General features: G+C 55.0%; 10 protein-coding genes. 6 read left to right on the forward strand and 4 right to left on the reverse strand.

Annotated features, from left to right (window positions below):
* The 5 genes from ABX962_RS16925 to ABX962_RS16945 form a co-directional block, all read left to right on the forward strand.
* Positions 1–183, forward strand: a 183-nt coding sequence (locus ABX962_RS16925; RefSeq protein WP_372721219.1) for a DUF1501 domain-containing protein, incomplete at its 5' end; no start/stop codon positions are given.
* A gap of 411 nt (positions 184–594) precedes the next feature.
* Positions 595–1,008 (forward strand): GntR family transcriptional regulator, encoded by a 414-nt coding sequence (locus ABX962_RS16930; protein ID WP_372721220.1) that lies wholly within the window; start codon positions 595–597, stop codon positions 1,006–1,008.
* A 63-nt stretch (positions 1,009–1,071) separates the two neighbouring features.
* Positions 1,072–2,004, forward strand: coding sequence for an ABC transporter ATP-binding protein (locus ABX962_RS16935; protein WP_372721221.1), 933 nt, complete (start codon positions 1,072–1,074; stop codon positions 2,002–2,004).
* A 51-nt stretch (positions 2,005–2,055) separates the two neighbouring features.
* Complete coding sequence (locus tag ABX962_RS16940) at positions 2,056–4,464, forward strand: hypothetical protein (RefSeq protein WP_372721222.1); 2,409 nt, start codon at positions 2,056–2,058, stop codon at positions 4,462–4,464.
* Positions 4,465–4,542: 78 nt separating this feature from the next.
* Positions 4,543–5,937: a hypothetical protein gene (locus tag ABX962_RS16945; RefSeq protein ID WP_372721223.1), complete on the forward strand. Its 1,395-nt coding sequence runs from the start codon at positions 4,543–4,545 to the stop codon at positions 5,935–5,937.
* A 442-nt stretch (positions 5,938–6,379) separates the two neighbouring features.
* Here ABX962_RS16945 and carA read toward each other — a convergent pair whose 3' ends face one another.
* The 3 genes from carA to ABX962_RS16960 all read right to left on the reverse strand — a co-directional run bounded on the left by carA (position 6,380) and on the right by ABX962_RS16960 (position 10,424).
* Complete coding sequence (gene carA / locus ABX962_RS16950; protein ID WP_372721224.1) at positions 6,380–7,504, reverse strand: glutamine-hydrolyzing carbamoyl-phosphate synthase small subunit; 1,125 nt, start codon at positions 7,502–7,504, stop codon at positions 6,380–6,382.
* Between the two features lie 427 nt (positions 7,505–7,931).
* Positions 7,932–9,716, reverse strand: coding sequence for a tetratricopeptide repeat protein (locus tag ABX962_RS16955; RefSeq protein ID WP_372721225.1), 1,785 nt, complete (start codon positions 9,714–9,716; stop codon positions 7,932–7,934).
* Positions 9,717–9,956: 240 nt separating this feature from the next.
* Positions 9,957–10,424 carry a hypothetical protein gene (locus tag ABX962_RS16960; RefSeq protein ID WP_372721226.1) on the reverse strand — a complete coding sequence of 156 codons (468 nt, stop codon included), beginning with the start codon at positions 10,422–10,424 and terminating at the stop codon, positions 9,957–9,959.
* A gap of 511 nt (positions 10,425–10,935) precedes the next feature.
* Between ABX962_RS16960 and ABX962_RS16965 the strand changes: the two genes are divergently transcribed.
* Complete coding sequence (locus tag ABX962_RS16965; RefSeq protein ID WP_372721227.1) at positions 10,936–12,153, forward strand: hypothetical protein; 1,218 nt, start codon at positions 10,936–10,938, stop codon at positions 12,151–12,153.
* A 30-nt stretch (positions 12,154–12,183) separates the two neighbouring features.
* Here the strand turns inward: ABX962_RS16965 and ABX962_RS16970 are convergent.
* The coding region (locus tag ABX962_RS16970; RefSeq protein ID WP_372721228.1) for an apolipoprotein N-acyltransferase at positions 12,184–12,877 on the reverse strand (694 nt) is incomplete at its 5' end.

Genomic DNA, 12,877 nt, shown 5'->3' on the forward strand with positions numbered 1-12,877 from the left:
GGGCAGACCGATGAATTTGGATTTGGTCCGATTGAGAATCCGGTGCATGTTCATGATTTGCACGCCACACTGCTTCACCAGCTCGGACTGGACCACCAGCGGTTATCGGTGCGATTCCAAGGCCTCGATTTCCGACTCACCGGCGTCGACCCCGCCCACGTCGTCAAAGACCTGTTGGCGTAAAGAGTGTGTTTTGTAGGCATCGCGGGATTTACCCTCCCGGCGGAGCCGGGAGGGTCGGAAAGCGAGCCTTCAGCGAGCTTTCCGGGGAGGGTTTCGTCGCAGCTAGATTGCACGGCCCAACTCTAATACCCCCGACGCCCCACTGGTGAGCTTGCTCCGCTCGCTCTGACCTTCGCCAAACAAGTTTCGGGGAGGTAAAGAATCGGCACGGCGGCTGGGATGGATTCACGATCGCGGCTGCGGAAAGTCTTCGCGTCTTTCGCTACGGCCACACTGCCGGTCAGATCTGCGTCGCTACAGCGCGGCTTGATCCGGCCAGCAAAAAAAGTTTGAAAAAATTGCTTGACTCGCAACCGCTTCGGCCTTACTATCAAGCTAGTACACTACAACGCTAGTCATGTGGCAGTCGCTATGTTTTTCACGGTTGATCCGTCCAGCGGCGTGGCGATCTATTTGCAGATCGTTCGTCAAATCAAATTCGCCATCGCCGAGCAGACGCTGCGGCCGGGCCAGTTGTTGCCAAGCGTCCGCGTTTTGAGCCAACAATTGACGGTGAATCCCAATACCGTTTCGCGCGCTTTCGGCGAGCTTCAATCCGAAGGCATCATCGAGCCGCTGAGAGGGCGTGGCGTGATCGTTTGTAACGGCGCCGTCGATCAATGCCGGAAACAACGTAAAACGATCATTGCTGATCGTATCGTCGGCGTGTTGACCGAAGCGCTGCACGGCGGCTTGTCGGCCGACGAGATTCGGGCGATTGTCGACAAGAAACTGGTCACGCTCGAGCGTACCGTGAACACTGTTTCAAATGAGGCCCCTGAGTAACCAGCATGATCTCTGCTGAAAATTTCTTTGCCGACCTGCCTATCCTTGGAAACACCCTCCATTATGAATGACGTCATCACTGCCAACGAATTGACGATGCACTTTCGATCTTGCGATGCACTTCGCGGCGTCGACTTGGCGATCAAACCGGGAACCGTCTTTGCACTGCTTGGGGAAAACGGCGCGGGCAAGACAACGTTGATACGCATCTTGACTGGGTTTCAGAAGCCAACCTCGGGTTCATGTCGCGTTTGTGATATCGATCCCACGTCGCAGCCACTGGAAGTACGCCGCAAGATTGGCTATGTCTCTGATGCTCCCGCCCTGTACGACTGGATGAGCGTTGCGGAGATTGGTTGGTTCGCCGCGTCAATTTACGGAGGCGACTTTCATCCAACGTATTTGGATTCGATTCGCCGTTACGAGCTGCCTGCCGACCGCAAAATTCGTCATCTCAGTAAGGGGCAACGCGCAAAAGTGGCTCTTTGCTTGGCGATCGCCCATGACCCAGAACTGCTGATCTTGGACGAGCCCACCTCGGGATTGGACCCGATGGTTCGCCGAGATTTTTTAGAAAGCATGATCGACCGAGCCGCATCAGGGCGAACGGTTTTCTTGTCGAGTCATCAGATCAGCGAAGTCGAGCGTGTCGCTGACACGATTGCGATTTTGCACGAGGGACGACTACGCATTTGTTGCCCGCTGAGTGAGCTGAAGGACTCGGTTGTCGAATTGACGATCAGCCTGGACGATCCATTAGTCACGGTACCAACGTTACCCGATCCCGCCGAAGTGTTATGCGAAGAAACGTACGGCCGACAGCGTCGTGTTGTGGTACGGAATTATCAGTCCGACATGCACAGCGTGCTCACATCGGCCCCAGGGGTGGCGGGCGTTTCCGAGCGAGACTTGTCACTCGAAGAAATTTTCATTGCCTACACAGTCGGCTCGAGCCCGAACCGCAATCAAGAAAATCCGGCGAAGTCAATGGTCTAGTCTGCAACCAATAAACGCTTCTGCGATACGCACCTCTTATCCCTACCATCCATGACGAACGCGACCCTGATGAACGTGAACCGCGACATGATCCGAGGATTGTACTGGAAGGAAACGCGGCAACTGTTACCGCTTGTTCTTATCTTGGTAGCAGTGGGCGTGTTCCTGATGGTGATTTGGGGAATATCCCAAGACGGTCGAGCTCCGATGGCCGACTATGCGCGATCGTTACCGCTAGTTCTGCCCGCCTTGTTCGCTGCAGGAGCGGGGGCGTTGTTGGTGGGACAAGAGAAAGAGCAACGCACGTTGTGGTGGTTGGTCTCGATGCCCGTTGTACCGAAACAACTGATTGGGATCAAATTCGCGGTAGGGTTGATCGGATTGGCGGTGATGTGGGGGATTTGCTGGATCTTGTTTTGGATCGTGCAATACATCGATGGTGGCCCAAGTCGTTCGCTGATTCCGTATCTAACCTTCCCCACAGTTGCCGATTACGTCTTCTTGCACCTGCATTCGGTCTTTTTGTTGTCATGTGGCTTCTATACCGCATGGCGGTTGAAAAGCACGTTTGCAAGTTTGCTTGCGATCCTGCCATTGGCTTGTATCCCGTTTGTGTTGCAATCGCTCGGTTATGGCTTTCGAAGCAAGTGGGTTGGCCAACGGATGATTGATCCGCAAAGTGCCAATGCGGTATCGATTGGGGCAACCTCGCTGGCGATCTTAATCATAACCTGGATGGCGTATCGAGCTGCTCAATGGGCACTTTCCCCGCGAGAACCGATCTTAGTTGAAACGTTTCCCAAGACCAGCACACGCGTGACGTCATCTCCTCAAGCGAAGACCAACGCGGCTCGGACTCCGTATCGGTTTGTGTTCAGTTCGCTGGTCTGGCAATCGGTCTATCACAACCGGATCACGCTGCTTGCGATTGTCTTGCTCATGATCGCAGGAGCGGTTTCGGGAGTGTTTGCGATCGTCGCTTGGTCGAATCCTTCTCGGATACAGCCGTTTTTGGGACTTGTTGCTTTTGCTGGATTTGTCGGCGTTTCTTGGCTCGGGGTATTTTCATTTACGGGAGACGGCAGCGCCGCGCGGATGCGATTTCTATCGGACCGCGGTGTGTCGCCGACCGTGGCATGGTTGGGCCGACACTCGATCGGTGCGTGGATTGTGTCGCTTATCCTGCTGTTTTATACCGCTTTATCTTATAGCGTTGTCAATCGCTGGCAGCAGGACGTAGGACCGTTGCCTTCGACCGCGATGATCACCCTTTTGACGTTTGTTATTTACGGCGTCTCGCAGTGGATCAGCCAGTTGACTCGGCTGTTAGCGGTGTCCGCCGTTCTGGCTCCGGTCGTATCGATCGCCGCTGCTTATTGGTTGGTCTATTGTGCCATTTTGTATGACGCTCCGTTGTGGTTGATGCTGTTGTGCGGATCGTTTCCGTATTTTGCGAGTTGGCTACAGATGCGGCGTTTCATGGACGAGATCCGCGGCCCGTTGATATGGACCATTATCGTGGTGGCGTTCGTGTTGTTTGTGTGGCTACCGATGGTTCCCATGCAAATCGAAATTGCTCGGTTTCCGCGAATGTCGGCGGAACGTCGAGCGACTTTGCTGGCTCAAGCCAACGCGGTTGGTCGTGTGTATGGGTACTCGGATCCCATTGTGCTGCATCCGTTTCCAGGCGATTCGTTCCAGAGTGACTTTTCGCAGAAAGAGACAGATCGGCTACGGATTTTCGAGCAACGATCGTTCTTACCAAGCGACGTTTTGATGATCCCCGAAGTGCTGCCGGGTCACGACGGTGCAGCGAGCATCGACCAACACACGCTGTATAAGATGCTGGCTCTGGCAACCTACGCCAAGCTAGAGTTCGATTCGAGCGAAAAATCCCCTGAGGCGATTGAACAGATTGGCGACTGGTTTCGCGTGTTAACAACGATCGTCGAGCGTTTGCGAAACAGCGAACGATTGCAGGACCAAGACTTTGCCGACCGAGTGGAGATTTGGTTGAGCGATGCGATCAAATCGGATGCGATCAAATCGTTGCCTGAGAGAGATTTTGTCAACGATGCAAAGCGATTATTGTCGGATCGAAGCGGCCGGTATGAAGCACGCCGCAGAGCCGTTTTGAACTCGTGGGCAAAGCCAATGTCTGCGGTCGATGGGCTCGGTGGCTACTCGATCTCCTTTTGGGCCGAAGATATGCCGCCGGTAAAACGAGCGGCGGTCTACAAACATTTCGTTGATGCAGTCGCCGATGCCACGCTGCGAATGCTTGAGGCGGGCGAGGCTGGTGTGTCCACCGAACCGATGAGGCGAGAATTGCACGAATTGCTGATTGGCAAAAACGTGCAATTCGAAGATGGACCGTATTCGGATCGAATTCGCAACCATCCCATTAACCAGCAGAATTATCCAGCCAGCCAGTGGTATGCGGCGTGGGAAGTGGAGTGAGGAGTGAGAGGTGAGGAGTTGGCTTGCTGCTCGATGGCAACCGTTTATTTGTGACGAATGATGTTAATTGAGAATCGAATGATGAATATCAAACCTTCCCGCGAGCGGAGTTTGTACTTGTTGCTTGCGGCTCCCTTAATCGCACTCTTGTGTGTGTTTGCGCTCGGTTTCAAATGGGAGCGGGATGCTGCTGAGGAGGTTAATGCAACGCTGACAACTTTGACAAGGGATGGTCACCCGGTTGGCAATCACTCGCTTACTGAGTGGTTCGACAGCCATACCACGCAACAGGCATCCTCGCAGTGGGACGATATTTTGGTCGCTACCGATGGACTCCATATCCGATTCAGTGACGTGCTGCCACTCGACGACGAACCGAGGCTCGAGCCAAACCAACCATGGGCGGACGCGGAGATAATGCAGCGTTATGCCGAGCAGGCACGTCCCATTATCGAAGCCATCAAACGTGTGCCGACACACCCTAGGCCGGTTTGGCAACCGGTCGTATTCGAAGGTTTTCAGACGACGTACCCCGGTCTGGATGAGACGAGATCGATCAACCGGCTACTGATGCGAGAATTCCGGGTGGCGGTCGATCAACAGGATCCTGCTCGTGCGATCCATGCGTTGCAATTAATGCCCAAAGTAGCGGACGCGTTCGATTGGCAAATCGGAATTTTGTCGGACCTCATTTATTTTGCCGCGGTCGAGGAACATCGAGCTCAAATTCGTGAATCGCTCGCGGTCGGATTTTGGAAGACGGAGGAATCGTTGTTGCAATTACGTGAGCAGGTCAATCGCGAGCAGAACCTGCATGATCGCTGGGACACCGCTGTGGCGGCAGAACGAGCGTTCCTGTTAGCTGAGTTTGGTATTACGTCGGATGGACCGAACCATTTCCAGCAAGAATCGCAAATCGACTTTTTCCCATTTGGATTGACTGACATGATGGGCGAGTTGCTGATGGAACGCTATCAGCGGTGGGAAGATGCAGAGACGATCAAGGCATTTGAACCATGGCCGCCGCAGGCAAGGTCCCTCCGCCATGAAGACGGCGATGACATTTGGACGTACAGCATTCTTGCAGTCCCGGTCTCCAACGCCGAGATATTTCTTGACAAATTTTTCGGCGATCCAAGCTCGGCGGCAGCGAGATTTTATCGCTTCGAATTGAACCGACGCTGGACGCTGACCGCAATCGCGATTAAGCAATTTCAGAAACGGTACGAGCGTTTTCCGAATGAGCTTAGCGAACTCAGCGACGTCGGGCTGACGGAATCGGACTGGATGGTCAACTCGCAAGAATCGTTTGGATACGAAGTGGGTAAGGGTGGTAAAGTCGCGTACCTATGGAGTGTCGATTATGAGCGGGCTATGGGGCCTAACGGAGAACCAGTGGTGGCAATGGAGCGGCCGGTTGCATCAGACCATCGCAACGAAAAGATCGAAAAGTGGGTGTCCGAGATCCGTTAATCGACCGGCTGCATCGGAGTGAAGCTCCAGCACGTTTGCAAAATCACCCTCTCTGGTGTGAGAGCAACGCCCTTAACGATTTTTAGGCTGCAAATTGCGGCGCATTTGCGTTTCGTAGCTACGCTCGCCAGAGCGTGGATTGTTGACGTCCAATGCGAATCACCACTTTTTGCGCAGCTAGCTACCCGAAGATCGTTCACGGCGTTAGGTGGGAGGGGCGGCCGCGATAGCGGGCGAGGAGGGCTGGTGACGCGGAACTTGCACCGTCTGACCCTAACACCCCGAGGCCCCACCGGTGAGCTTGCTTCGCTCGCTCTGACCTCCCCAAAACACGTTTCGGGGAGGTAATATTCTGGCACGGCGACAAGGATGAATTGGCCATCACGCTTGCAGCTGCCGAAAGTCTTCGCGACATTCGCTACGACCTATGACGCTACATCGCTTATTTGGCGATTTGTTTTTCGAATCGCTCGAATAGATAGTGGCTGTCGTGAGGTCCCGAGGCGGCTTCGGGGTGATATTGCACTCCGAAGGCAGCATGTTCGCGGTGTCGCACGCCAGCGACGGTGTCGTCGTTCAAATTGCGATGGGTGACTTCCAAGCAATCGGGCAGCGATTTTTCGTCGACCGCAAAACCGTGATTCTGAGTCGTGATCTCGACTTTGTTGGTTTGGATATCAAACACCGGCTGATTCACACCACGATGTCCAAATTTCAGTTTGAACGTCTTCGCGCCGCAGGCCAACGACAGAAGTTGATGGCCGAGACAGATGCCGAACACGGGAACTTGACCCAGCAATTCTCGAATCGTGTGATGTGCGTACTCCAGTGGTTCCGGGTCGCCGGGGCCGTTGGAGAGGAACACACCGTCGGGATTGTTTTTCATAATCTCGTCGGCCGACGTGTCACCGGGGACAATCGTGACTTGGTTTCCACGCGATGCGAAGTGACGTGGGATGTTCCACTTCATGCCGAAGTCCATGCAAACGACATGCGCCCCACTGTTGGTGCGGTCGTGTTTGCCGACTTCCGTTTCGGTCCAATCGTCCAGTTTTTGATCCCATGCGACCGCTTTGGTGGGCATCACTTCGCGAACGATATCGCGGCCGACCAATCCCTGCGACGCTTTGGCCTTGTTGACCAAGCTTTCGTCATTCAGGTCGCTGGTCGACAAAATGCCTCGCATCGCTCCGGTGGTTCGAATGCGGCGAACGAGTGCTCGCGTATCGATACCGGTCAGCCCGAGGATATTGTGTTTTTGCAGGTACGATTGCAGATCGCCTTCGGCTCGATAGTTACTGAAGATTCGGCTGTCCGAGCGAACGATGAAACCCGACAGCGACGGCGACTCGTGCTCGACGTCGATTGAGTTGACGCCGTAATTTCCGATTTCGGGGTATGTCATCGTGACGATTTGACCGCGATAACTTGGATCGGTCAAAATTTCTTGGTAGCCCGTCATCGCCGTATTGAAGACGACTTCCCCAGTCACCTCCCCCTCGGCACCAAACGCGTGTCCTTCGTAAACGGTACCATCTTCGAGCGCAAGTTTCGCTGGTTTGGGCATATCAGAAACTGAGTGTTTTTGGTTAAGGGAACAAAATTCCGATAGCCATAGAATAGACACTCCATGGAAATTTGACGAGGCGGGGTGCACCGTTGTCTTGGCAAGTTGACCGCAGAGCACCGCCCAGTGTCATCTGCTTTGGCACGATACGAGTGGCTGTTGTAGCGGTGTGGCGCAGTCCGCCCGGTCTAAATCGAACGTTTTACCTGCTGCAACCGGGCGGCTTGGCCCGCGATCGCTACCAAAACAGAAGTGATGGGGGGACGCCGCACATCAAAGCGTCCGCATCGAATTGCGTTCGGTATGGCTGGCCCCCCAACGAAAAAAGCCGCAATCCAACGATTGCGGCTCGCGAGAATTAGTTGGGGGCTGGCGGCTTTTTGATGACCTCGACCGCCACCCGAGCATCGACTCGAGCGATCGAGGATTAAGTATCGATCAAATCTTCGGGCGACAAGATCGGTACTTTGTTTTCCTCGACTTCTTGCTTTTCACGCCAAGGCTTGTTGTTGCGATAACTTTCGAGTTCTTCTTTGAGCTGTTGGATCTGAACACTCTCGGCTTCTTCGCCGAGTTCAACGTCCTTTTCCCCAAGTTCGACAGCCTTGCTGCTCCACTCGATCGCTTTTTCGAATTCACCGTTTTCGGCGTACCCGGCAGCAAGCGTACTGAGAATATGAGCCTCTTTAAACTCGGTCAGTTCGGCGGCACGTTTTCCGTATTTGACGGCCCGCTCGCCGTCTCGCAATTCGTCGTTGGGCGAAGTGGCGAGAACCCATGCCAAGTTATTGAGGATGCCGGGAAGTTCCACGCTATCTTCGTCGGCCACTTTAGCTGCTCGCTCGTAGTCGGCCACGGCGTCGGCATGTTCGCCGACACTGAGCAGTGCATCGGCGCGGGACCGCAGGACGGAAGCATTTTTGGGATCCCGGTCCAAAACAGCCGAAAGCGTTTCGATCGCTTGTCGAGGTCGGTCGTCTCGTAGGTATAGATTGGCCAACTGCAATTGACGCACGGTGCTGGTGGGATCGCGGTCGACCAATGTTTTCATATCATTGATCGCATCGGCCATGCGTCCTTCTTCGACCGCAATCAAAACACGTACGACAATGGTTTGTTCGGCATCCGCGATTTGTGGAGCGATTCCCATGGCCGATTTCAGGTCACGTTTGGCGGCACGAATGTCGCCACGCGATAATGCGATTTCCGCTCGCTGCAACAGCGAAATCGGATCTTTCGGCTGCATCGCGAGTGCCTTGTTCAGATCCGCAAACGCTTCGTCTTCTTTGCCCTGCATGCGATACAAGATCGCTCGCATGCGATACATGCCTTCGCTTGGTTTGGCTTCGAGTGTTTTGGAGATCAGATCGACCGCATCGTCGACTCGCTCGGCATCGAGCAATTGTTGCACTGCGGCTTGGGCGACCACCTGATTGCCTGGATCAATGGCTAAGATTTTCTCTAAATCGGCCATCGCACCATCGACGTCATCGTTTTGCATCCGCAAACCGGCGCGTGCTTGCAACGCTTCGATATTGGTGGAATCGGCGTCGATGGCCGAATTTAAATCCGCCATCTTCTTGTCGTCATCTTCTTGAGCGACCGCACGCAAAACGTAAGCTCGACTCTGTTGGACCGGCTCGTCCGTTAGCAGTTCGATGGCCTTGGACGTCGCTTCGGTCATTTCGTCGCGATTGCCTTCGGGCAGCAAATTCAATTGAGCGATCATTAAATACGCTTCGACAATCGATTCATCGCTCTTGGTTGCCTTGCGAAGGAACTCGAGTGCTTCGTCGCGAATCTGCAACATCCGGCGACCGCGAACTCGCTGCATCAGTGCCACCAAGTGTTGGCTTCGCTGAACCAGAACGCTGGCGAGCATTTTTTCGGCAAACGATTTGTTTTCTTCGTTCAGCCCTTTCGCCAGTGCGGATTCGAGCAATGTCGTTACCGCGGCGAGCTCTTCAGGCGTATCGGCATCGATACGTTTGATCACTGCATCGTCGAATTCCGCTTGACCCGCTCCGACGGTTGATTCGGTTTGGGCCGCTTCGGATTTCCCGCCGCTGCCGCTTTTGCCCTGGGTGGCTGTAATATCATCCACCACCGCCACTTCTTGAGCCATCACCGGTTGGCTGGCATCCCCCAGTGTTAGCGTCAAGCTGACGAGAGCTACAAGGATCGCAATCCCAACTCGTTGCTGAAAAACCATCTATCGCAAATCCATTATCCGAGGCTGATCGATGGTGAAGAAAAGCTCTTCACCTGCGGCCATTATGACGTGATTTGCTCGTCCCGCGAAGACAGACTCCGCCTGCAGCTGAAGAAATCTTTAGAATTGCAGCTTCGACGCCTCGCACGTTTGCCGTCGGTTGGAAGCTTCCCCACCGCTTTGCAATGGCAGGGGCGGCTCACATGATCCGGGCTACGTGGGGCGGGGATCGACTCTGGATCAAACCCCAACCCGTTCGCTGCGAAGGGCGTCGATTTCGTTTCTCAGTTGCTCGTTCTCGTCTTTGAGCGAGTTCAGTTGCACCAGAACCACGTTGAAATCGTCTGCCGCAGATAGCCAAAAATCGCCCGTGCGGAATTTAATGGCCTTGATCGACTCGCCCCCCGCCAACGCGGCCAAAGCGGTTCGTAGCCGATACATCGGTCCGGCGAAGCGGTTGCTCATGACAAGTGTGTCCCGCAAAAATACCGGCAAAAGCACAAACATCACGACCACAATCGGGGCCTGGGCGACCATCGCCGATTGCAACGCATCCCACAGCGGTTGGTGAATCACGGCGGCAAAGACGCGGACGCAGACGTTGATCGAGACCAAACACATCAAAAAAATCGCCCAGTGGGCCGCAACGCGGGCGGCAATCGACCATTGGACCTTGGGATCAACAAGGAATCGAGTTCGCTTGGACATAATGTTGTCGCTAATTGGGAACACGGATGGAATTTTGAGAGAATGGGTGTCGGAATCCTCCCCAGGTCCCTCAGCAGGACGAAACACTCCCCCCATCTGTTTTTTGGAACCTTTTCAATCTAGCACGCAATCATTGCTCATCCGGCGGTTTACCTCTTTTCGCCCAGGCAAACCCCTTTTCGTGCCGGTTGGATCCCGCAAGGTCATCCTGATCGTTAGGACCCTCGCCAGAAGGAGGGAATCGCGATCGCACCGATGTGCAATGCCAATCGCTGATGACGAATGAACCGATTACCCCAGTAGCAGCAATCGTCCGCAATCTTGCAATGAATCCGAACGTAGCTTTGGCTCTCCTACCCGTCATGTTGAACTAAGCCCATGCATTTCGCACATGGGACTCGACTTTTGGCGGGCAAGAGTACCGAATCTACACGTGAGGATCGATTGAGCGAGAGGCTTTGTACACGCTGAACATTTTGCTGCCAAACACTCCGAACCGAGCGTCCATCCGATGAACAAACTTGATCCCGATTTTCGACCGGCGAGTTTCGTTTGGGGCAATAACCCCAGCGGCAATGTCCCCAACGGCTTGCGAAGGAAACCGAAATCGATTCTTGCAACGATTTGGGTTTCCGCGATCCTCTTTGGCGGCGGCAGTGTAATGGCAGAGATGCCCAGCACGCTGCAACAGCTTGGCCGCATCGTCGGTGCGGGTTGGGGCGACGGCTATCACGCTTGCAAATGTTCGGAGGATGGTTGGTGTGCCGATCTTCCGCCTCGCCCTTATTGTCAGGGGAATTGCGACGGACAGTGCGGCCAAAGTGGTTGCAATGCATGCGATGGCATCATTTCAGGCGATTCCGTACCCTGCGACTCGCGGCGTGGATCACTCAAGATGCCTGGACTGTTCGGACACGGCATCTTGGGCGATGTGAACGAGACCGGGGTAGCGCTCAAGGCGGGGACTTCACCCGTTTGTCGTCACGTCCCGTGCAATGATTTGCATTGCAAGTCTGCTGGTTGCAAGCTGAAACTGCAAGGCAATGTCAACGAAACGGGACTCGCCCTCAAGGCGGCGGGGGTTCCTCGATGCACGAGCTCTTCGTGTGATCAGCCTCCGCTTCGCCAGCGGTTTCATGCTCCGGTTGCCCGCACAGCGGATTGTGATACGGCATGTGAAGTGAATGGGGAAACGACCCGCGATTTTCCGCTGAACCACGGCGGATCGGGTGCCTCGATTGAGCACACACTGCCGCATCCGGTCACCAATTCTCCCTTCATCGAAATTCCCGCGGACTCGGCGATGAACCAGCCCCATCCGAATCTGGCTCCCAAATTGCGTGTCGAAGATCTCGCCCCACCCGTGATCAGATCCGAGAACCGGGTCGCCGTCTCGGTGCTGGCCGCCCCTCAACCCAACCCCGCGCCGGTGGTCGAAAGTCGCCGTCCCGTCCGGATCGCCGCAGGCAAGGTCAAGCCGCGATCGACCCCATCGACCGCGTCGAGCCCAACAGCGGTCGCGAGCCCAGCGACTGCTTCAAGCCCAGCGACTGCTTCGAACTCAGCGTCCGCTTCGAACCCAGCGTCCGCTTCGAAAATACGAATTGCGATTTCGAATCCGTTGCCGAGCAACGTGCAAATCAATCAATTTGCCGAAGCCGCTGCGGAGGAGTCCGCAGTGACGAAACCAGCGGCTCGCAGCCCGCAGCGTCTGCCCATGGTCCGCTAGGATGAACGCGATGATACAGCTGGCTGGTTGCTAGGTTGGGGGTTCAGGTTGGCGGTCTGCGTGACGACGTCGATTTTCTTTCATCACTATCACACCGATCATCGCAACTGCGGTCGCAAAATAAGCAAACCAATCTCCATAGCGTGTGTAGATTGTTTGGGTGCGTAGCAGCGGAACCGAAGCGACGATCATGCCGCTCTGCTGTGGCGTTAAACGATCCGTGATCGCTCCGTCGGGTTGGACCAAACATGAAACGCCTGTGGCGGCACAACGCACCAGCGACCTACGGTTCTCGACCGCGCGAAGCTGGGCCAGCCACAAATGTTGTTGCAGCGTATCGACGTCGGTGAATCGAGATCCGTTGATCAAGGCGATCAAGCACTCGGCTCCCTCGCGAGTTGTCGCTGCAGAATTTTCGGCAACCATGTCTTCGTAACACACCAGCACTCCTACCTTCTGGTTTCCAGCGAGTGTCAGCGGAGCATCGTCGGCGCCCCGTAGTAAGGTGGAATCCAGTGCGGCCCAGTCACGCAAAAAGGGAAACCACGTCTCACCCGGCACATACTCGCCAATCGGCAGTAAACTGCGTTTGACATACCGCGAGCGAATGGATTTGGTCGAGTCAATCAGGAACGCGGTGTTTTTGTACGGCCCTTGGTCGCGTCCGCCGTCATCGTAGGTTTTTCCGCCCGCTAACAATTCGCTTGGAACGCCTGGAAAGGGA

Origin of the sequence: Novipirellula sp. (genome assembly GCF_041583735.1) — a bacterium.
Taxonomy (GTDB): domain Bacteria; phylum Planctomycetota; class Planctomycetia; order Pirellulales; family Pirellulaceae; genus Novipirellula.